The organism is Microbacterium sp. STRO-1N (assembly GCF_057748015.1).
In genome coordinates, this window is the sequence record NZ_CM173234.1 from 3,331,912 (window position 1) to 3,351,872 (window position 19,961).

At 68.8% G+C, this 19,961-nt stretch carries 17 protein-coding genes; 9 read left to right on the forward strand and 8 right to left on the reverse strand.

What is annotated here, in order from left to right:
- From AC3ANJ_RS16220 to AC3ANJ_RS16230, 3 genes are all read left to right on the forward strand, one after another.
- Positions 1-1,293, forward strand: a complete 1,293-nt coding sequence (locus tag AC3ANJ_RS16220; RefSeq protein ID WP_488317191.1) for a glycoside hydrolase family 28 protein — start codon at positions 1-3, stop codon at positions 1,291-1,293.
- The gene (locus AC3ANJ_RS16225) at positions 1,290-1,757 is read left to right on the forward strand and encodes a hypothetical protein (protein ID WP_488317192.1); all 468 of its coding nucleotides are present in this window, start codon (positions 1,290-1,292) and stop codon (positions 1,755-1,757) included. The genes AC3ANJ_RS16220 and AC3ANJ_RS16225 overlap by 4 nt, the downstream gene beginning before the upstream one ends.
- Before the next feature lie 76 nt (positions 1,758-1,833).
- Positions 1,834-2,769, forward strand: coding sequence for a carbohydrate ABC transporter permease (locus AC3ANJ_RS16230; protein ID WP_406248877.1), 936 nt, complete (start codon positions 1,834-1,836; stop codon positions 2,767-2,769).
- Positions 2,770-2,826: 57 nt separating this feature from the next.
- On the opposite strand, the gene AC3ANJ_RS16235 is transcribed toward AC3ANJ_RS16230, so the two are convergent.
- Genes AC3ANJ_RS16235 through AC3ANJ_RS16250 form a run of 4 tightly spaced genes read right to left on the reverse strand, consistent with a single transcriptional unit; the run spans position 2,827 to position 7,524 of the window.
- Positions 2,827-4,158, reverse strand: coding sequence for a serine hydrolase domain-containing protein (locus tag AC3ANJ_RS16235; protein ID WP_488317193.1), 1,332 nt, complete (start codon positions 4,156-4,158; stop codon positions 2,827-2,829).
- Positions 4,155-4,970, reverse strand: a complete 816-nt coding sequence (locus AC3ANJ_RS16240; protein WP_488317194.1) for a DUF6807 domain-containing protein — start codon at positions 4,968-4,970, stop codon at positions 4,155-4,157. Before AC3ANJ_RS16240 ends, AC3ANJ_RS16235 begins: the two co-directional genes overlap by 4 nt.
- Positions 4,967-5,983: a LacI family DNA-binding transcriptional regulator gene (locus tag AC3ANJ_RS16245; protein ID WP_488317195.1), complete on the reverse strand. Its 1,017-nt coding sequence runs from the start codon at positions 5,981-5,983 to the stop codon at positions 4,967-4,969. Before AC3ANJ_RS16245 ends, AC3ANJ_RS16240 begins: the two co-directional genes overlap by 4 nt.
- A 2-nt stretch (positions 5,984-5,985) precedes the next feature.
- The gene (locus AC3ANJ_RS16250) at positions 5,986-7,524 is read right to left on the reverse strand and encodes a glycoside hydrolase family 43 protein (RefSeq protein ID WP_488317196.1); all 1,539 of its coding nucleotides are present in this window, start codon (positions 7,522-7,524) and stop codon (positions 5,986-5,988) included.
- Positions 7,525-7,606: 82 nt separating this feature from the next.
- Here AC3ANJ_RS16250 and AC3ANJ_RS16255 point away from each other — a divergent pair, with 82 nt between their 5' ends.
- The 3 genes from AC3ANJ_RS16255 (at position 7,607) to AC3ANJ_RS16265 (ending at position 11,043) form a co-directional block, all read left to right on the forward strand.
- The gene (locus AC3ANJ_RS16255) at positions 7,607-8,047 is read left to right on the forward strand and encodes a MarR family winged helix-turn-helix transcriptional regulator (RefSeq protein WP_488317197.1); all 441 of its coding nucleotides are present in this window, start codon (positions 7,607-7,609) and stop codon (positions 8,045-8,047) included.
- Between the two features lie 5 nt (positions 8,048-8,052).
- Complete coding sequence (locus AC3ANJ_RS16260; protein WP_488319298.1) at positions 8,053-9,384, forward strand: MFS transporter; 1,332 nt, start codon at positions 8,053-8,055, stop codon at positions 9,382-9,384.
- Positions 9,385-9,525: 141 nt separating this feature from the next.
- Positions 9,526-11,043, forward strand: a complete 1,518-nt coding sequence (locus AC3ANJ_RS16265; RefSeq protein WP_488319299.1) for a molybdopterin-dependent oxidoreductase — start codon at positions 9,526-9,528, stop codon at positions 11,041-11,043.
- Positions 11,044-11,052: 9 nt separating this feature from the next.
- Here the strand turns inward: AC3ANJ_RS16265 and AC3ANJ_RS16270 are convergent, their stop codons facing one another.
- The 4 genes from AC3ANJ_RS16270 to AC3ANJ_RS16285 are packed head-to-tail and all read right to left on the reverse strand — an operon-like array spanning position 11,053 to position 16,472.
- Positions 11,053-11,985, reverse strand: a complete 933-nt coding sequence (locus AC3ANJ_RS16270) for a carbohydrate ABC transporter permease (protein ID WP_488317198.1) — start codon at positions 11,983-11,985, stop codon at positions 11,053-11,055.
- Positions 11,982-12,917 carry a carbohydrate ABC transporter permease gene (locus AC3ANJ_RS16275; protein ID WP_406248863.1) on the reverse strand — a complete coding sequence of 312 codons (936 nt, stop codon included), beginning with the start codon at positions 12,915-12,917 and terminating at the stop codon, positions 11,982-11,984. Before AC3ANJ_RS16275 ends, AC3ANJ_RS16270 begins: the two co-directional genes overlap by 4 nt.
- A 60-nt stretch (positions 12,918-12,977) precedes the next feature.
- On the reverse strand, positions 12,978-14,324 hold the full coding sequence (locus tag AC3ANJ_RS16280) for an ABC transporter substrate-binding protein (protein ID WP_406248861.1): 1,347 nt from the start codon (positions 14,322-14,324) through the stop codon (positions 12,978-12,980).
- 39 nt (positions 14,325-14,363) lie between these two features.
- Positions 14,364-16,472, reverse strand: a complete 2,109-nt coding sequence (locus AC3ANJ_RS16285) for a beta-galactosidase (RefSeq protein ID WP_488317199.1) — start codon at positions 16,470-16,472, stop codon at positions 14,364-14,366.
- Positions 16,473-16,619: 147 nt separating this feature from the next.
- On the opposite strand from AC3ANJ_RS16285, the gene AC3ANJ_RS16290 reads away from it, so the two are divergent.
- From AC3ANJ_RS16290 to AC3ANJ_RS16300, 3 genes are read left to right on the forward strand one after another with little or no spacing between them, the layout of a single operon-like run.
- Positions 16,620-17,639, forward strand: a complete 1,020-nt coding sequence (locus tag AC3ANJ_RS16290; protein ID WP_488317200.1) for a LacI family DNA-binding transcriptional regulator — start codon at positions 16,620-16,622, stop codon at positions 17,637-17,639.
- A 42-nt stretch (positions 17,640-17,681) separates the two neighbouring features.
- Positions 17,682-19,583, forward strand: a complete 1,902-nt coding sequence (locus AC3ANJ_RS16295; RefSeq protein WP_488317201.1) for a BCCT family transporter — start codon at positions 17,682-17,684, stop codon at positions 19,581-19,583.
- A gap of 57 nt (positions 19,584-19,640) precedes the next feature.
- Positions 19,641-19,913: a hypothetical protein gene (locus AC3ANJ_RS16300; RefSeq protein ID WP_488317202.1), complete on the forward strand. Its 273-nt coding sequence runs from the start codon at positions 19,641-19,643 to the stop codon at positions 19,911-19,913.
- The last annotated feature ends 48 nt before the right edge of the window (positions 19,914-19,961 follow it).

Consider the following 19,961-nt stretch of genomic DNA (forward strand, 5'->3'; position numbering starts at 1 on the left):
ATGAGCGGGATGCAGGTGCAGAGCGAAACCGCTCGATCCGGACCGACCAGCGTGCAGCGGACCACCCGTACGCTGCAGGACGCCATCGACCGGGCTGCGGATGCCGGCGGCGGGCGCGTGACCATCACGCCCGGCGTGCACGAGACCGGTGCTCTGCGCCTGCGCTCCCGCGTCGAACTCCACTTGGAGGCGGGTGCGGTGCTGCGATTCGTCGCCGACCCCGCCCTCTATCCTCCGGTCGGCGCGCGCTGGGAGGGCGCAGCCACGACCATCCACTCCCCGTGCATCTACGCCCGCGACGCCAGCGACATCTCGATCACCGGTCGCGGCGAGATCGACGGCGGCGGCGCGTGGTGGTGGGATGCCTTCCGGGCAGGCTCCCTGTCGTTCCCCCGCCCGACGCTCGTCGGCCTGCACGGATGCTCCAGGGTCGAGATCTCCGGCGTCACACTGCGCGACTCCCCCGCCTGGACCGTCCATCCGCTGCTCTGCGACGACGTCCGGATCACCGGCATCCGCATCATCAACCCGCCGGATTCTCCCAACACCGACGGCATCGATCCCGAGTCGTGCCGCAACGTGCGCATCAGCGACTGCCACATCGACGTCGGCGACGACTGCATCGCGATCAAGGCCGGCAGCGAGAAGTCGCTGGACCGCGTGCCGTGCGAGAACATCGCGATCACGAACTGCACGATGATCCACGGACACGGCGGCGTCGTGATCGGCAGCGAGATGTCCGGCGGCGTCCGCGGCGTCGTGATCTCGAACTGCGTGTTCCAGGGCACCGACCGCGGCATCCGGATCAAGTCCCGCCGCGGCCGCGGCGGCACCGTGTCCGACGTGCGCGTCTCCAACATCGTGATGGACCGAGTGATGTGCCCGCTGGTCATCAACCCGTTCTACTTCTGCGGCCCGGACGGCAAGGCTCCGATCGTGTCCGATCGCACCCCGCAGCCGGTGGATGCCGGAACTCCGCGCTTCCGCGGCATCCACCTGGCCCACATCACGGCGACGAACGTGACGTCCTGCGCCGCCTGGGTCTCTGGTCTCCCCGAGGCGCCCATCGACGACCTCACGCTCGACGACTTCGTCGTCTCGTTCGCACCGGATGCCACCCCGGTCGTCCCTGCTATGGCCGACGGCGTTCCCGCGATGGCCTCGGCGGGCGTGCACGCGCAGTTCGCGACCGGGCTGCGGATCGTCGGCCTCCGTGTCACGGGTGCCGTCGGCCCCGTCCTCGTGACCGACGGCACGGCGAGCCTGGAAACCCGCGGAGGTGCGCTGGTATGACTGTCATGACCGAGACGCCGTCCACTGCGGATGCCGCAGCCAAGCCTTTCCGCCGCCGGATCGAGCTGATCATCGCCGCCGTCGGCTTCGCCGCCGCTGCCGTGCTGCAGGGCGGGTTCGCCCTCGTGATCACCCGAGCGGATGCCGCGGCCCTGCAGGAGTCCGTGCTCCCGGCGCTCCGCGCCGCCGGCCTGGACGTCGCCGATGCCGACGCTCACACGGTGCTGAACACTCTCGCAGCGTGGTTCGGGTTCTCGCTGATCCTGATCGCCCTGCTGTGCGCGGTCGGCTGGTTCTTCGCCACCTATCGCCCGCGTCGTCGATCGACCGGCTGGTGGTTCGCGGGCGCCGGCCTGGCCTGCCTCTTCGGCACGCAGCTGGTCCTGTACCCCGTGGCCTTCCTCTTCTTCCTCTCCGCAGCGCTGTTCGCGGTGCGGACGCCGACCTCGGGGAGCCGGACATGACGCCACCTCTCCGTACCGACTTCTTCCTCTCCGCAGCGCTGTTCGCGGTGCGCACGCCCACCCCTGGGAGCTCGAAATGACCAACACGGCACCTGTCGACAGCGCGACGATCCCGATCCAGATCCGCCGCACCGCCCGCAACAAGCTGCGCGTCACCCCTGGCCGTCGCATCTTCAGCGTCATCAACGCGATCGTCCTGATCGCCTTCGCGCTGATCTGCGTGCTGCCGTTCGTCAACGTGCTGGCGAGCTCACTCGCCACCCCCGGCGAGCTGGCCACGCGACCGTTCATCCTGTGGCCCGAGACGTTCAGCCTCGACGCGTACCGCTACATCCTGTCGACGCCGACGATCTTCCGCGCCCTCGGCGTCTCGGCGATCGTCACGATCGGCGGCACCTTCATCTCGCTCGTGCTCACCGCATTCATGGCGTACGCCCTGTCCAAGAAGCACCTCAAGGGCCGCCGTGTCATCAACTTCATGGTGCTGTTCACGATGCTGTTCGCCGGTGGCATGATCCCCACGTTCATCGTCGTGAAGAGCCTCGGCATGATCGATTCGCTGTGGTCGCTGATCATCCCGGTGGCGATCAACGCGTTCAACTTCATCATCATGCGCAGCTTCTTCCAGGGCATTCCCGAGAGCCTCGAGGAGGCGGCGCGCATCGACGGCTGCTCCGAGTTCGGCGTCTTCTGGCGCATCGTGCTGCCGCTGTCGCTGGCCTCGATCGCCACGATCGGTCTGTTCTACGCGGTCTACTACTGGAACACCTACCAGAGCGCGATCCTGTACATCAACAGCTCGGAGCTGTGGCCGATGCAGGTACTCCTGCGCCAGATCGTGATCGTGGCGAGCGGGTTGAACGCCAGCGAGTCGGCGGTCGACATCGTGCCGCCGGCGCAGTCCGTCCGCATGGCCGTGATCTTCGTCGCGACGCTGCCGATGCTCATCATCTACCCGTTCGTGCAGCGCTACTTCGTCAAGGGCGCGCTGGTCGGCTCCGTCAAGGGCTGACCTCCCGGGCAGGTGGCCTCGCCTCTGATCGTCCCGCTCGGCGAGGAGCCGGGCCGATCAGAGGCTATAGCTGCCGCGGAACGTCCAGGATGACCCGATCGCAGGGCCGAATCCCTGCGACATCACGGTGAGGATTCCGTCACCGGTGACCAGTCGCAGGCGCACCGAGGCGATGTCGTCGCCCACGGCGCTCAGGCGCACGTCGAGGACGCCGGGCGCCGTCCAGCCGGCGGTGACGACGGCATCGCCGAGCGGCGTGCGAGCCGTCATCGGGCGATGGGTGTCGAAGACCAGCTCGTGCTCGGCATCCCAGCGGAGGCGTCCGCCATCGGCGCCCACCTCGACGACGATCTCGCCCGGGGCGTCCTCACCGGTGATCACGGCTGCGATGGTGTGGACGGACATGGCGTGCTGCGGATCATGCGGCGGTGCGGATGGCGCCAGTCCGATCGCGAGGCCGTCCGTGAGGCCGTCCGCGCGCTCGTCCAGCGCGTCGAATGCCCGCAGCAGCATGTCCACGAGCCGTTGATCACCGCCGGTGAGCGTCGTCGTATCCGCCGTGACGACGACCGCGAGCTGCCGCGCCGGGTCGCCGTAGACGATCTGCCCGCCGAGCCCGAACATCATCCAGCTCGTACCGCCGGGGAGCCACATCTGGCGCCCGTACCCGGCGCGCAGCGGAGCGCCCCAGGTCTGCATGGCCGGCGAGGAGCGCGGTTCGAGCAGCCGCGCGACGACGCGTTCCGGAAGGATGCGGTCGCCGCCGCGGCATCCGCCCTGGTTGATCATCTCTGCGATCGGGAGCAGGTCGGCCGGAGCCATGACCAGGCCCGACCCGCCGTGGCTGATCCCCTCGGGCCCGGTCAGGAAGTGCGCACCCGCACCGACGCCGAGCGGGTCGAGCAGGCGCGGGCGCAGGTAGTCGAGCATCGGCATGCCCGTCAGGCGCTCGACGAGAGCGGCGAGCACGTATGACGCACTGGTGTCGTAGGTGAAAAGCGTGCCGGCGCGGTGCGTCGGCGGCACGCGGAAGTAGGACTCGAACCAGCTGTCCGATGCTTCGACATATGTCGTCCGGCTGTGCGGGCCGGTCATCGCGAGCATGTCGTCGATGCGGGTCTGCTCGAGCCAGGGATGCACGGGCCCCTGCTCGGGGAAGTGGGTCAGGATGCCGTCGTCCAGGTCGAGCCGCCCCTCCTCCGCGAGCAGGAGGACGGCGAGTCCGGTGAACGACTTCGACACCGAGTACATCCGGTGCGGCACCTCGGGTCCGAACGGCGCGATGCCGTCGCGCACGATCGGACGACCGGCCACGCTGATCTCGATCGAGTGCAAGGCGATGTCCGCGGCGCGCACTTCGGCGAGCAGCGTCTGCAGCGGTCGGGTCACACCGCGTCCCTGACGCCGTCGAGGAGCTGGTCGGCGATCTCGGCAGGGCGCGCCGGCGAACGGTCCATGACCGCCACGGCGAGATCGAGCCGCAGAGTCTCACCCCTGGGCAGTTCACGCCGGCCGCCCACGGCGACCGCCGGACCGAACCCGACGTATCCCTCGGCGCGCACGAACCACGGCATCCCGTTGGTGCTGACCCCGACGAGCGATGTGTGCTCGGCATCCAGGCAGATCCAGGGCGAGAGCGATCCGTGCGCGACGTCGACGCCCGACCCCTCCGCGGTGCGCACACGGGCGACCGGGAACGGCGCTCGCCAGAACAGCCCGCCGTAGAAGGCGCCGGGTCGGCCGTTGGTCTGCGGACTGCCGAAGCTCACGTCCTGCTCGAGAGCCGTGAGGCGCGAGACCCAGACCACCTCCCAGCGTCCGTCGCCCGCGCTGACGGTGATGGTGCGCTCTTCATCGAGCAGGGCCGCGCCCTGCGCATCGAGCCACACGACCCGTTCGACGACCGTCCCGTCGCGCACCTCGCGTTCGGTCACCCGCTGCGTGCCGTGGTTGTCGAGCATCGTGGAGCCGTGGTCGCGCACATACGTGCGGCCGCCCCAGAAGCTCGTGCCGTTGACGTCCGGCAGTGCGGCGCTCATGCCGAGATGGTGCAGATGGTCCTCCGGCTCGACCTGCGTGGCCGGCGTGCCGAGCGGCGTCGTCGCGGTGAGGAACGGACGCGGCGAGAGCCGCGCGTCGACACCGGTGCCGTCGTGGTATTCGACCACGGCAGAGGCATCGCGCAGCAGCTCCACGGTCATGCCCGCGCCTTTGTGCTGCTGCGCGGGGCGAGGGACGGCGAGAACATGATGGGTTCGCGCAGCGGATCGGCGGTCATCTCGGCATGCAGCACGGTCCAGATCTGCTCGCCGATCTCGCCGAGGCGCGAGGTCATCGTCGTGAGCGACGGCGACGAGTATCGGGCGAACGGGATGTCGTCGAAGCCGGCGACCGACATCTCGTCTGGAACGGACACGCCTTCCTCGGACAGACGACCGAGCAGGCCGAGCGCGACGACGTCGTTGTACGCGATCACCGCGGTGGCGCCGGTGGCGCGCAGCGCCGGCCAGGCGTCGTAGCCGTCCTCGAAGGAGTGTCCGCACGGCACGTCGATGATCTCGACATCCGGTTCGCTCTCGCGGATCTCGGCGAGACCGCGTTCGCGCTCCCAGTTCGCGCGGGCGTATGCGGGTCCGGCGAGGAACGCGATCCTGCGGTGGCCGAGCGAGATGAGGTGCCGTGCCAGCACGATGACGCCCTCGTGATAATCGATGAGGACGGATCCGGCGTTCTTGCCGGTGGTGCGGTTGAACACCGCGACCGGGCCGATCCGCGGCAGCAGTTCGAGCAGGTCGGGCCGCGTCATGCGCGGCGAGAACAGTGCGACGGCATCCGTGCGGTCGCGCAGGTCGCGGGCGAGGTCCGGTTCGCCGTCGGCGTCCTCGAAGGAGTCCGTAACGACGACGTGGTATCCGTCGCGCGCCGCCGCTCTGTTGAAGCCGTGCAGTACCTGGTGGAACATCGGGTTGCCGAGGTCGGGCACGAGCACGCCGACGGTCCGGCTGACGCCCAGCGACAGCGACCGCGCGGTCTGGCTCGGCGTGTAGCCGAGCTCGTCGATGACGTGGCGCACGCGCTGCGCGATCTCGGCGTTGACGGTCGGGATGCGGTTGAGCACCCGCGACACGGTCGCCTTCGACACCCCCGCCGCCTGCGCGATGTCGTTGATCGTCGTTTCGCGCGTCGGCGCCGTCCGCGCTCGTCGTGTCGCCATCGTCACGCATCCCCCATCGTGATGCCGAAGTCGCGGAATCGGGCGAGGGCCTCGCCTGCTCCGTGCCGGCTCGCTGCAAACAGCGAGACGGCCGCCCCGACCCAGTGCCCCTCGATCGCCTGGAACTGCGGATCGATGTCGATCCTCCCACCGTCCGCGGTCAGACCGACGCGCACGCGCGCATCGGCGTCGACATCCAGCGCGACCACCGCTCTCGTTGCGGTGATCGGCACCCGCAGGTGCACGCGCTCCGCCTGGTCGTCGCGCTCGCGGACGGCGACGACAGCCTCGGGGCCGTCCGCGCCGATCCGCACACCGGCCCAGACGTACGTGTACCCCAGCACGGCGATTCCGGCCCGGTCGCCCGGGCGGCCGGAGACGAGCTCGATGTCGACGCGCGAGTTGGAGGGCTGGCCGGGCAGGGGCTGCGAGAGGACGCGGGAGAGCGCGCGGACGTTGCCGCCGTCGGCGCTGCCGCGCAGCGTGAGCGCGCGCTCCGTCCAGGCGTCGTGGTCGCGCCGGACCACGGCATCCGGATCCGGGTCGGCCTCCCACTGCCAGTTCGCACTCGGGATGCCGTCGGCGAAGTCATCCGATCGGGCGAGCGTGCGCAGGCCCTGAGGTGCGCCGTGCAGGGACGGATGCTCGAGCACCGGCTGCGCCGGGCCGCCCGCGACCGCCTGGCCCATGACGGGCCAACCGTCCTCGCCCCACGCCATGGGCTGCAGGTGGAGCACTCGGCCGTACACGCCGCGGTCCTGGAAGTGCAGGAACCAGTCGCCGCCCTCTCCGTCGTCGACCCACGCACCCTGATGGGGACCGTTGACCGGGGTGTCCCCCTGCTCGAGCACGATGCGGTGCTCGTACGGACCGTACGGGGAGTCGGAGCGGAACACGGCCTGGAAGCCGGTGGCCACGCCGCCGGCCGGAGCGAAGATCCAGTACTCCCCGTCGCGCTGATAGAACTTCGGACCCTCGAGGGTCGTGAAGCCGTCGAGACGGGCGCCGTCGATCACGTCCACCGCGACGCCGCGGGTCTCCGAGAGTTTCTCGTCGACGGGGACGACCGTGAGCACGTTCTTGCGCCCCGAGCGCGAACGCGCCCAGCCGTGCACGAGATACGTGCTGCCGTCCTCATCCCAGAGGGGGCACGGGTCGATCAGGCCCAGGCCGGCCAGCAGCAGTCGCGGCGGCGACCACGGGCCCGCCGGATCCTCGGCGGTGACGACGAAGATCCCCTGGTCGGGGTCGGGGTAGACGACGAAGAAGGTCCCGTCGTGGTGCCGGATCGACGGCGCCCACACTCCCCCGCCATGCCGAGGCAGTGCGAACCAGGCTGCGGGTTCGTTGCGCTCGAGCGCGTACGAGATGCGCGTCCAGTTCACGAGATCGTCTGACGCGAAGATCGGCAGCCCCGGTGCGCGATGGAAGCTCGATGCCACGAGGTAGAAGCGGTCTCCGACGCGAATGGCGTCCGGATCCGGCACATCGGCATCGATGATCGGATTGCGATACGTGCTCGCATCTTCGACGAGTTTCATCTCCCTCACGGTAGTCGAGAAACCGGTTCCTGTCCAAGCGGCCCGCCCACGGCATCCAAAACTTAGTTAGACTACCTAAGTAATGCCTGCCTCCGAAGATTCCCTGCACACCACCGCCACCGACCTGCGCATGGCCACCTTCCGACTCGCCCGTCGCCTGCGCCGCGAGCGCGCGGACGACCACATCAGCGACGCGCACTTCGCCGTGCTCGCCAATCTGAAGATGAACGGCGCGCTCACGATCGGCGCACTCGCCCAGCGCGAGCGTGTCACCGCACCGACCATGTCGAGCACGGTCGCGGCCCTCGTCGAGGACGGCTATGTGACCCGTGTGCAGGACGAGGAGGATCGCCGGCGCGTTCAGGTGGAGATCACGGACGCGGGGACCGCCGTCGTGACGGCGACCGTCCGCAAGCGCGATGCCGCCCTGTCCGGCGCGCTGTCCGAACTCGATTTCACCGAAGTGGAGCTGCAGACGCTGCGCGAAGCCAGCGCCCTGATGCGGAAGGTGGCCGAACGGTGACGGCCATGTTCCGCTCGTTCTCGAACATCAACTACCGGGTCTGGTTCCTCGGCGCGCTCGTCTCGAACATCGGCGGTTGGATGCAGGCCACCGCCCAGGACTGGGTCGTGCTGACCGAGCTCACCGACAACGACGCCACCGCCATGGGCATCACGATGGCGCTGCAGTTCGGGCCCCCCCTGGTTCTGGTGAGCCTCACGGGATGGGTCGCCGACCGCTTCGAGCGCCGCACGGTGCTGCTCGTGACGCAGACGACGCTCCTGCTGCTCGCGGTCGGCGTCGCGGCGCTCCTGCTCACGGGCGTCATGACCCTCCCGCTGATGTTCGTGTTCGCCCTGGCGTTCGGCATCACCAACGCGTTCGACGCGCCGGCGCGGCAGGCGTTCGTCTCCGACATGGTCAGCCTCGAGGACACCTCCAATGCCGTGGCGCTGAACTCGGCATCCTTCAACATGGCACGCCTGATCGGGCCGGCGGTCGGCGGACTCCTCATCGTCGCGATCGGATCGGGATGGGTGTTCGTCGCGAATGCGGTCACATTCCTCGCGATGCTGATCGCGCTGCTGCTGATCCGCCGCGACCAGCTCGTCCCGCGCACGAAGGGCGGGCGCAACGGCGGACTCGCGGCGGGCTTCCGCTACGTCATGCGCCGCAGCGACCTCAAGGTCGTGTTCGTGATCGTGTTCCTCATCGGAGCCTTCGGCATGAACTTCCCGATCTTCGCCTCGACCATGGCGCTGGAGTTCGGACGCGGCGCGGACGGCTACGGGCTGCTGAGCTCCGTGCTCGCGATCGGTTCGCTCGCCGGCGCCCTGCTCGCGGCACGGCGCGACCGAGCGCGGGTGCGCGTGCTCGTGATCGCGGCCGGCGGCTTCGGTGTGGCATCCCTCGTCTCCGCCATGATGCCCAGCTACTGGGCCTACGCGTTCGTGCTGATGTTCAGCGGCTTCTCGATCGTGACCCTGCTGACCACGGCCAACGGCTACGTGCAGACGACCACCGACGCGGCCCTGCGCGGTCGCGTGCTCGCGCTCTACATGGCGGTCGTGATGGGCTCGACGCCGATCGGCGCTCCGATCGCCGGCTGGATCGTCGACACGTTCTCGGCGCGCACCGCCATCGTCGTCGGCGGCGTCGCCGGCCTGCTGGCCTGCGCGATCGGCGTGACGTGGATGCTGTGGTCCGGCCGTCTGCACCGCCGCGAGGACACCCGGTTCCTGCTCACCCTCGACGAGACGCGGCCCATGTCCGTCGTGCGCGCGATGGAGCCGACCGCGTTCGACGACCACGCCGTCGCGACGACGCCGATCCGCACCGAGCCCAAGGACGCGGAGTAGCCGACGAGAAGCACCTGCCCGCGTGGTTTCTCGCGCGTGGAGTGGTTTCTCGCCGGATCTTACGATTCCGTGACCGGAGCACCGCAGGCGCCTCGGTGCTCGTAGCCTGATGCTGTGACCGATTCCTTCCCGCGACGCCGCATGACGGCCGCGCTCGCGGGCATCGCGGACGCCGCCGTCGGCGTGGGCGCCGGTGAGCTCGCCGCAGCGGTGTTCGCCGCGTCGTCCAGCCCGTTCGCCGTGATCGGCGGTGCGCTGATCGACGCAGCACCGACCTGGGCCAAGGACACCGCGATCGCCTGGTTCGGCACGGCAGACAAAGTCGCCCTGCTCGTCGGCATCGGCATCGTGCTGGTCGCGGCCGCCGCGGCAGCAGGGGCAGCCGAGGCGAGGTGGCGCCGCTCTGGCGTGATCGCCTTCCTGCTGATCGGCGTCGTGGTCGCCGGCGTCGCCGTCACCCGCACGGATGCCGGGATGCTCGCGTGGCTTCCGGCAGCACTCGCCGGCGCGACCGGAGCGACCGCCCTGCATCTGCTGATCCGGTTCGTCCCCGAGGGCTCCGGGACGGATGCTGCAGATCACGCCGACCTCCCCACCCGCCGCCGATTCCTCGCGTGGGCCGGGGGCACCGCGGCGCTCGGAATCGCCCTCGCGGTCGCCGGAACCGTCGCCCGCGCCGGAACCGCCGTCGTCACGAACGTGCGCGACGCGCTGCGACTGCCGCGTCCGGCGACCCCGGCCCCCGCTCCTCCGTCCGGCGCGGCGCTGGACGTCCCCGGTCTCGCACCTCTCATCACGCCCAACCGCGACTTCTACCGCATCGACACCGCGCTGGTGGTGCCGACGGTCGACCCGGCATCCTGGCGGCTGCGCATCCACGGCATGGTGGAGGAGGAGATCGAAATCACCTGGGATGAGCTCCTCGCGCTCCCGATGACCGAGACGACCGTGACCCTGTCCTGCGTGTCGAACGAGGTGGGCGGAGACCTCATCGGCAACGCCGTGTGGCTGGGGCATCCGATCCGCGAGCTGCTCGCGCAGGCGCGTCCTGCCGCCGATGCCGACATGGTGCTGTCGACCTCGGCCGACGGCTTCACCGCCGGCACGCCCCTGGAGGCGCTCACCGACGATCGCGACGCACTGCTCGCGGTCGGCATGAACGGCGAGCCGCTCCCGCTCGCGCACGGCTTCCCTGTGCGAATGGTCGTACCGGGGCTGTACGGCTACGTCTCGGCCACCAAGTGGGTCACGGATCTCGAGGTCACACGCTTCGATCGGGCCCGCGCATACTGGACCGATCGCGGCTGGGCCGAGCGAGGCCCCATCAAGCTGCAGTCACGCATCGACGTTCCCCGCGCCGGCCGCGGCGTCGAGGCCGGCGACAGCGTGATCGCCGGCGTCGCCTGGCAGCCGCACACGGGCGTCGCGGCGGTCGAGGTGCAGATCGACGACGGCGACTGGCAGCGCGCAGAGCTGGCTCCGGCGATCTCGGACGACACCTGGGTGCAGTGGCGGATGCCGTGGTCCGCCGAACCCGGCGACCACCGCATCCGCTGCCGTGCGATCAGTGCGGACGGGGAGACGCAGACCGAGGCATCCGCTCCTCCGGCACCAGACGGCGCGACCGGCCGGCACGAGGTGCGCGTCAGAGTCGGCTGACCGCGCGTCTCATTCCTTCACGCTGCCCGCCGCGAGTCCTGTCTGCCAGTAGCGCTGCAGGAACAGGAACGCCACGACCAGCGGCAGGATCGAGACGAACGACCCGGTGATGACCGTCGAGAACACCGCCTGCGAGCCCCCGCCTGCGGACGCCGCCGCCTGGATCTGCGCGAGACCGACCGTGATCGGATACAGCTCCGAGGTGTTCAGCATGATCAGCGGAAGGAAGTAGTTGTTCCAGGTGCCGACCAGTGAGAACAGGAAGACGGTCACCAGGCCGGGCCCCATCAGCCGCAACCCGATCTGCCAGAACGTGCGGAACTCGCCCGACCCGTCCACCCGAGCGGCTTCGACGATGCTGTCGGGGATCGCATCTGCCGCGTACACGCGCATCAGATAGACGCCGAAGGGGCTCACGAGCGACGGAACGATGATGGCCCATGGCGTGTTCGTCAGGTTCGCCGCCGAGAACAGCAGGTACGTCGGCAGTGCCAGCGCGGTCAACGGGATCATGACGGCTCCGAGCGTGATGCTGAACAGCGCCTTCCCCCCACGGAACTCGTACTTCGCGAACGCGTAGCCGGCCATGGCCGACAGCAGCGTCGCTCCGACGGCGGCGACGACGGCGTAGAGGATCGTGTTCAGGATCCACCTGAGGAAGATGCCGTCGCGCATCTCGAAGAGCTGCACGAGGTTGTCCCACAGCGAGAACTCCCCGCCGAACCACAGGCCGAACGTCGTGAACAGCGCGGCGTTGTCCTTCGTCGACGACACCATCAGCCACCACAGCGGCAGGACGAAGTAGAGCACGCACAGCCACAGCAGCACGGTCAGCAGCAGACTGCGCCGCTTCTGCGCCACGTAGGGCCGAGTGCGGCGAGCCCGCCCTCGACGGGTGACGGAACCGGGCGCGACGACGGCGCGCGTATCGAGATCGGTCATGAGAGCCTCCGCTCGCGCCGCTCACGGCGCTGTTCGCTGAGCTGGACGATGTACGACACCACGGCGATCACGATGCCCAGGAGGAACGCGATCGCGGCGGCGTAGTTCAGTTCCTGGTTGATGAACGCGAGGTTGTACGCGTAGTAGTTCGGGGTGAACGAGTTCGAGATCGCGTCGGGGGCGATCGTGTTGAGCAGGCTCGGCTCGTTGAACAGCTGGAACGAACCGATGATGCTGAAGATGATCGTCAGCATGATCGCAGGCCGGATCGCGGGGATCTTGATGCTCCAGGCGACGCGGAACTGGCCTGCTCCGTCGATCTCGGCTGCTTCGTAGAGCTCAGCGGGGATCGACCGCAGCGCCGCATACATGATGATCATGTTGTAGCCGATGAACTCCCACGTGACGATGTTCATCATCGACCCGAGGATCGACCCCGGCGACAGGAAGTCCGGCGTCCCGAGCCCGACCGCGCGGGCGACCTGGGCGATCGGCCCGAAGTCCGGCCCGTACAGGTAGCCCCACATCAGCGTCGCCACGACGGCCGGGACGGCGTACGGCATGAAGATCAGGAGCCGGATGCTGCGCGAGCCCCGCGCCCGGCCGCTGTCCAGCGCGAGGGCGAAGAACAGCGCGAGACCGAGCATGATCGGCACCTGGACCACGAGGAACAGTGCGACGCGCCCCAGGCTGGCCAGGAAGTCGGGGTCCATCAGGGCGCGGACGTAGTTGGCGAGACCGGCGAACTGCTCGCCGCCGATGAGCTTGCTCTCGAAGAGGCTCAGGTAGCCCGAGTAGATGAGCGGGACGACGAGCATCGCCGTGAAGACGATGAAGAACGGCAGGATGAACAGGTAGGCGGCGCGCTGCTGCTTGCGTTTGATCGTGCCGGTTCGGCGGCGCTGCGTGACCGGCAGGGGAGACTGCGACATGGCGGATCCTCTCGGAAAGACGTCGGCGGGGCGCTGAACGCGTCAGCGCCCCGCCCTGATTCACTCGACCGTGAAGCCCTGGTCCTCGGCGTACCCGACGAGGTCGTCCTGCCACGCATCGAGCGCATCGGCGATGTCGCCCTTCGCGGCGATCACGGTGCCGACGTTCTCCTCGTACGAGGCGTAGGCGTAGTCCATGAACGGCAGCCACTGGAAGTCGGTGTCGACGGTCTCCGAGATCTCCGCGAACAGCTTGTTGACCTGCTGCCCGCCGTAGAACTCGGATTCGAGGTCGGCGAACTCCGGGTTCTCCAGCACCGACACCTGCGGCGGATAGAGGAACTGCTGCGTGGCGAACTGCATCGCCGATTCCTCATCGTGGTTGAGGAACATGGCCAGCTCTGCGGCGGCGATCGGGTTCTTGCTCGTCGACAGGACGGCATCCGACGATCCGCCCCAGTTGCCGGATGCCGAGGCTCCGGCCTCTGTCTGCGGAAGCGGCGCCGCGCGCCACAGTCCGGACGTGTTCTCGGCCGTGCCCTGCAGGAACACCGGACCCCACGCGGCCGTGAGCCACCCGGCGTACTTGCCGTTGGAGAGCCCCTGATACCACTGGTCGGTGAAGTCGACGTCGGTGGAGACGAGGTCCTTCTGGATCAGATCCGTCCAGTACGACGCGATCTCCTTCGCTCCGTCGCTGTTGACGTCGATCGAGACCGTCTCCTTCCCGTCGTAGCCGAACGGCTTGAGCCCGTCCTGCCAGAAGAAGCCGATCATCTGGCCCGCCTGGGTCGCGCCGAGGTTGGAGATGTACGAGCCGGTGGCGTCCTTGACGGCCTGAGCCGCCGTGGCGTAGTCCTCCCACGTCTCGGGCGGTTCGGTGATCCCGGCCTGAGTCAGGAGATCCTCGCGGTAGAGGTTGCCCATCGGCCCCACATCCTGTGGGATCGACCAGACCTCGTCACCGGGCGAGACCTGATTCCAGGCCCACCCGACGTAGTCATCGGCAAGCTCGTCGGCGCCGTACGGTGCGAGATCGAGCAGTGCCTCGGACAGGACGAAGGACGGGATGTGCTGGTATTCGATCTGCGCGACGTCCGGCGCCCCCTCCCCTGCCTCGAGCGCGCTGCGCAGCTTCTGGTAGTGCGGCAGCCCCTGCCCGACGTTCTCGACCTTCACGTCGATCTCCGGGTACTTCTCCTCGAAGAGCGCGACCTCGTCCTCGATGTTCGGCACCCAGGTCCAGAAGGTGAGTTCTGTGGGCGTGCTCAGGGCCTCCTCACGCTGCTCGTCCGTGATCGGACCTGTACCCTCCTCCTGGCCGCCGGGCGTGCACCCGGCGAGGACGAGTGCGGTGAGAGCGGCGCCGGCGATGAGCGCGGCGCGACGCTGTGCTGTGTTTCTCATATCCTTCTTCCTCTTCTTCGAGTGACGAGCGGATGCGCGTCAGCGGTCGATCAGGATCAGCGATCCCCATGGTTCGATGGTGAGCTCGTCGCCGGCCCCGTGGACGGTGCCGTCCACCGCATCCTCGACGTCTCCGGCGAGCGCGAGAGCAGCTGCGGTCCAGCTCCAGTTGAAGACGAACCAGGCCGTCCGGCCGTCCGGCAGCGTGCCGGAGCCGACGGTCAGCGGCAGGGCACGGGCGGTCACCAGTCGGTCGGCGATCGTTCGCGGTGCGGCCCAGCGGATCAGGTCCGCAGCGAGCTCGGTCGACGGCACGGTGCCCACCGTGGTGACCCGCCCCTCGCCGTGCGGCTTCGTGACGACCGCGGGGAACGCGCGGAACCACGGGTGGTCGTACTTGGCGACGATCTCGGCATCCTCATCCGCGATCAGCCCGTCGGCCCAGAGCGTGGCCTGGCCGGTTCCACCGCCCAGCACTGTCGAGTGGACCGGGACGTCGGCCTGCAGGTTCGAGAACTCCTCGTAGCGGACACCGGCCGCCGCCGAGAGCCGGTCGGGCGCCTGGGCGATGCGGGCGCGAGCCTCCTCGTCCGCGTAGCCGGTGCGGATGCCGATGACCAGGTGGCCTCCGGCCGCGGCGTACGCGGCGAGGAGGTCGAGCTCCTCGTCCGTCGCGACGTAGAACGCCGGGGCGACGAGGACGGGGAAGCGCTCCGCGAGGGCGGCGGCGCCGAGGCCGATGGCCTGCACCGGATGCAGGATGCGCGCCTGCGCTCCGGCATCGACGACGCCGCGGTGGAAGGCGTCGAAGACCCGCTGATAGGCGGCTCGATCGGGCCTGCCTCCGGCATCCGGGAACGGCGGGCTGAACTCGAGCGCGTAACGGCTGTCGTTCGACCACAGGATCGCCACGTCCGCGTCCGGTTCGAACCCGTCCAGACGGGTCCCGAGCACCCCGAGCGTCGCCCCGAGATCGGCGACCTCCCGGTAGATGCGGCCGGGTTCGAGGCTGTGCGGCAGGACGCCGCCCCAGTACGTCTCGGTACCGTGCGGCAGCGTGTGCCAGTGCCAGTACTCGATCATCGCCGCGCCGCGCGAGATGAGGGCGAGCGCGGCCTGCCGGAGCTGACCCGGGTAGGGCGGCAGATTGAACTCCGGCCCGCCGATCGACTGCGCGTCCGTCTCCGTCACGAGGAAGCGCGACTGCTTGGAGGAGAACAGCCGGTCCGCCTGCCGGAGCAGGCCGGCGACCCCGGAGGACGTCCACGGTGTCACGGGCTCCAGATCGCGGGTCGCGTCGAGATGATCCTGCATGGCGTAGTACGGATTGCCGGCTGTGACATCGAGCGCGCGCACCAGCTTCTCGTCGTCGAGTGCCGGACGCGGATAGGCGATGCACGTCGTCACGAACTGCTCGGGGCGCGCGTACTCGCGCACGATGTCCGCCTGCCAGGCGATGAACTCGGTCGTCAGGTCGGCCTGATAACGCCGCCATGCGAGGTCGTACTGCGGAAGCGTGTTCCCGTCGGGGGTCCACAGCTCCGACCAGTCCGCGATCCGATGCGACCAGTACGTGAGCCCCCACTCGCGGTTGAGCGTCTCGACGTCGCCGTAGGTCGCGGCGAGTCGTCGGACGAACCGGCGGAACGTCCCGCGGTTGTGCGGCAGCAGCATTCCCGGTTCGTTGTCGACCTGATAGCCGACGACGGCCGGATGATCCGCGTACCGTGCGATGACCGCACGGATCACGCGCTCGGCGTGGAAGCGGAACGCGGGATGCGAGTAGTCCACCTCCTGGCGGCCACCCCACGACATGGGCGACCCGGTGCTCACCTCCGCCGCGATCTCGGGGTACGCCTGCTGCAGCCACGGTGGAACCGCGTAGGTCGGCGTCCCGAGGATCACGGAGATCCCACGGGTGTGCGCCCCGTCCAGGACCGGTTGCAGCCAATCGAGGTCGAACTCGCCGTCCCTCGGCTCCCACGTCGACCACACGGACTCGCCGACGCGGATGACGGTGAATCCGGCATCCTTCATCAGATCGAGATCGGTCTCGGTGCGCTCGTCGCGGTGGTACTCCGCGTAGTACGCGGCTCCGAACAGGATGCCGCTGAGCTGGCGGGCTTCCGTGGGGCGCTGCTGGTTCATCTGACGTACTCCGTTGTCATCGTGGCCGTGGATGTTGTCGACAACATCCGGTGGGAGCTACTATGTTGTCGACAACATATGTTTGTCAAGGCCCGGTTTCCTCACGATCTGGAAAAGTTCATGAGAGGCCTGACGACGGGAGCACGCATGACCGCCGGGAATCCCCCTGCCAAGCAGTCGACGATCTACGACGTCGCGGCGGCCGCCGGGGTGTCCCATCAGACGGTCACGCGCTTCCTCCGCGGCTTCGCCGGGATCCGTCCCGAGACGCAGGCGCGCGTCGAGCGTGCGATCGCCGACCTGGGCTACCGTCCCAACCTCACCGCGCGCAGTCTGAAGTCCGGGCGATCGCATCGCATCGGAGCCCTGACGCACGAACTCTCGCAGGTCGGCCCGAGCCGCATCGCCGAAGGCGCCGCGGCCGCCGCGCGCGAAGCCGGCTACGTCCTCGACCTCGTCTCGCTCGACATGCGCAACCCGCATGCCGTCGACGAGTCGCTCGCGCTGCTGACGCAGCAGGATCTCGCCGGAATCCTTGCTCTCGGTTCGACGGACGAGATGTCCCAGGCCTTCGCCTCGACGACATTCCGTCTGCCGACGTTCATCGATGTCGAATCCGATGACGCCCCGGATCAGCACCGCAACCGGCTGTCGACCGTCGGGGTGCCGGCGCTGGTCGATCACCTCGTGGGCTTGGGCCACCATCGGATCGCGATGATCGCGGGCCCGGACAACTGGTCGGCCTCTCGAAATCGCACGCGGGCGTTCCATGCCGCGCTCGCCCAGCACGATCTGGAGGCGGAGGCGGTCGTCCAGGGCGACTGGTCGGCGCGCTCCGGCTACGCCGCGATCGCCGAAGGCCCCGGAATCGCGGCTGCGACGGCCGTGGTCGCAGCGAACGACCAGACCGCCCTCGGCGCAATGCTCGCGCTGAAGGAGAGCGGACGCCGAGTTCCCGAGGATGTCAGCGTCGTCGGCATCGACGACATCCCGGAAGCGCGGTACTACGACCCGCCGTTGACCACGGTGCACAACCCGTTCGAGCTGCAGGGCAGGGCGGCGCTGCACCGGCTGCTCGCACTCATCGACCCGGATCACGCCATCGAGCTCGACGTGCCCCTTCCCGAGCTGATCGTCCGGCGATCCTCCGGACCGGCCTCTGCCTGAGTTCCTCCCCCACCCGCTGGTCGATCTCGCTACCGTGGAGGCATGAGCGGACCGGAGAACGCGCAGAACACGGATGCCGCAGCATCCGCCCCCACGACCGACGGTGCACGCACGACGACACCCCGCAGATCGCTGCCACCCGTGCAGCGCTGGGTCTTCTGGCCCGCAGCGGTCGTCATCCTCGCCTTCGTCTCATTCACGCTGATCGCCCCGCATCTCGCGGAGGAGATGTTCGGCGCCATCCAGAGCACGATCGTCAACGCCTTCAACTGGTACTACGTGCTGATCGCCGTGCTGTTCGTCGCGTTCAGCCTGTTCATGGGCTTCAGCCGTTTCGGCGACATCAAGCTCGGGCGGGACGACGACGAGCCGGAGTTCTCGCTCATGAGCTGGTTCTCCCTGCTGTTCGCGGCGGGCATGGGCATCGGCCTGGTCTTCTACGGCGTGTCCGAGCCGCTCAGCCACTTCACGAATCCGCGCCCCGGCGTCGAAGGAACCCCCGAACAGCTCGCACAGGCCGCGCTGGGCCAGACCTATCTGCACTGGGGCGTGCACGCCTGGTCGATCTACGTCGTGATCGGGCTGGCACTGGCCTATGCGATCCACCGCCGCCGACGTCCGATCTCGATCCGGTGGACGCTCGAGCCGCTGCTCGGCAAGCGCGTCGAGGGCGGCTGGGGCCACGCGATCGATGTAGTCGCGCTCGTCGGAACGCTCTTCGGCGTCGCCACGTCGCTCGGCCTCGGCGTCATCCAGATCAGCGCCGGGCTCTCGTCCGCAGGCCTCGGCAAGCCGGACGAGCCGACCCAGGTCGTCATCATCCTCATCATCTCGGTCTTCGTGCTCGCCTCGGTGCTCTCCGGCGTCACGAAGGGCATGAAATGGCTGTCCAACATCAACCTCGTCATGGCCGGGCTCCTCGTGCTGTACCTGCTCGTGATGGGCCAGACCGAGTTCCTCCTGCGGGAGTTCGTGCAGTCGATCGGCTACTACGTCCAGAACTTCGTCGGCCTGTCGTTCAACGTCAGCGCGTTCCAGGGTGAGGCTGGTGAAGAGTGGCAGGCGGCGTGGACGTCGTTCTACTGGGGCTGGTGGATCTCGTGGGCCCCGTTCGTCGGCATCTTCATCGCCCGGATCTCCAAGGGCCGCACGGTGCGCGAGTTCGTGGCCGGCGTCATCCTCGTGCCCACTCTTCTGGGCATCCTGTGGTTCGCCGTGATGGGCGGATCCGCGCTCGCGATCGAGCTGCAGTCCCCAGGAACTCTCACGAACGAAGACGGCACGGTCGATCTGCAGGGCGCCCTGTTCGAGCTGCTGCAGCACGTGCCGGGGACGACGGTCGTCACGATCGGCGCGATCCTGCTCATCTCGATCTTCTTCGTGACGTCGGCGGACTCCGGCGCGCTCGTCATGGGGATGATCGCGACCGGCGGCCAGCAGAACCCGAAGCGCTGGATCAGGGCGTTCTTCGTCGCCGTCACCGCGATCCTCGCGATCGCCCTGCTGCTGGCCGGAGGGCTGACGGCGCTGCAGACCGCGGCGATCACGATCGCCCTGCCGTTCAGCGTGGTGATGCTCCTGATCTGCTGGGCGACCGCGATCGCGTTCATCCGCGAACGACGTGCGTATTCGCGGGCCGAACGCGCGCAGCTCATCGACAAGATCGGCGACTACTACGGACTAGAGGTCGAATCGCGCGCCGAGCAGGGCATCCTCGGGGCGCAACCGCGCTGGCTGCGCCAACTCCAGCGCAGGCTCGGGATGCCGGTCGCGCCGACGACGCCGATCCGCATCCCGCACGAGCTGCTGGATGCCGAGAGCCGCACGGATGCCGGACCCAACGTCCTCGACGTCGACGAGCTCGTCTCCGAGGATGAGTTGTCGTCATACGACGATCAGGACATTCCCGAGCACGGCGAGGACGGGACGTCGCCGGTGCGCTGAGTTCGCGGATTGTCAATGCCCTTCTCGCACGGCATCCTGGCTCCCTACCGTCGGTGCATGGACGAGCACACCAGACGCACACCCCACCCGGAGGAGCCGGCCGAAGGGCGCGACCTCGACGAGGACGAGTACGACGTCGCGCGCGAGCACGCCGCGGACGACGACCCCGACGCGGACGACGACGACCCGCGTGATCGCGACGGATCCGATCCGCCGCAGCGGGATGCCCCGCTGGGCGGTGATGAGACGACCGAGGCGCAGCTGACGGCCGACAACGAGGCCGAGGAGGACACGCTGCGCACCCTCGACCCGGACGACGCCCCGGCGTGATGTGCGGCGCGGAGACGAAACGCGCCCGGGGCTGACGATCTTCAGCCA

What these genes read in the sequence shown, in the direction of transcription:
- AC3ANJ_RS16250 (WP_488317196.1), bottom strand. Translation starts at nt 7,524, where the DNA reads ATGAAACTCGTCGAAGATGCGAGCACGTATCGCAATCCGATCATCGAT.
- AC3ANJ_RS16300 (WP_488317202.1), top strand. Translation starts at nt 19,641, where the DNA reads ATGGACGAGCACACCAGACGCACACCCCACCCGGAGGAGCCGGCCGAA.
- AC3ANJ_RS16220 (WP_488317191.1), top strand. Translation starts at nt 1, where the DNA reads ATGAGCGGGATGCAGGTGCAGAGCGAAACCGCTCGATCCGGACCGACC.
- AC3ANJ_RS16270 (WP_488317198.1), bottom strand. Translation starts at nt 11,985, where the DNA reads ATGACCGATCTCGATACGCGCGCCGTCGTCGCGCCCGGTTCCGTCACC.
- AC3ANJ_RS16230 (WP_406248877.1), top strand. Translation starts at nt 1,834, where the DNA reads ATGACCAACACGGCACCTGTCGACAGCGCGACGATCCCGATCCAGATC.
- AC3ANJ_RS16295 (WP_488317201.1), top strand. Translation starts at nt 17,682, where the DNA reads ATGAGCGGACCGGAGAACGCGCAGAACACGGATGCCGCAGCATCCGCC.
- AC3ANJ_RS16255 (WP_488317197.1), top strand. Translation starts at nt 7,607, where the DNA reads ATGCCTGCCTCCGAAGATTCCCTGCACACCACCGCCACCGACCTGCGC.
- AC3ANJ_RS16260 (WP_488319298.1), top strand. Translation starts at nt 8,053, where the DNA reads ATGTTCCGCTCGTTCTCGAACATCAACTACCGGGTCTGGTTCCTCGGC.
- AC3ANJ_RS16240 (WP_488317194.1), bottom strand. Translation starts at nt 4,970, where the DNA reads ATGACCGTGGAGCTGCTGCGCGATGCCTCTGCCGTGGTCGAATACCAC.
- AC3ANJ_RS16275 (WP_406248863.1), bottom strand. Translation starts at nt 12,917, where the DNA reads ATGTCGCAGTCTCCCCTGCCGGTCACGCAGCGCCGCCGAACCGGCACG.
- AC3ANJ_RS16285 (WP_488317199.1), bottom strand. Translation starts at nt 16,472, where the DNA reads ATGAACCAGCAGCGCCCCACGGAAGCCCGCCAGCTCAGCGGCATCCTG.
- AC3ANJ_RS16265 (WP_488319299.1), top strand. Translation starts at nt 9,526, where the DNA reads ATGACGGCCGCGCTCGCGGGCATCGCGGACGCCGCCGTCGGCGTGGGC.
- AC3ANJ_RS16290 (WP_488317200.1), top strand. Translation starts at nt 16,620, where the DNA reads ATGACCGCCGGGAATCCCCCTGCCAAGCAGTCGACGATCTACGACGTC.
- AC3ANJ_RS16245 (WP_488317195.1), bottom strand. Translation starts at nt 5,983, where the DNA reads ATGGCGACACGACGAGCGCGGACGGCGCCGACGCGCGAAACGACGATC.
- AC3ANJ_RS16225 (WP_488317192.1), top strand. Translation starts at nt 1,290, where the DNA reads ATGACTGTCATGACCGAGACGCCGTCCACTGCGGATGCCGCAGCCAAG.
- AC3ANJ_RS16280 (WP_406248861.1), bottom strand. Translation starts at nt 14,324, where the DNA reads ATGAGAAACACAGCACAGCGTCGCGCCGCGCTCATCGCCGGCGCCGCT.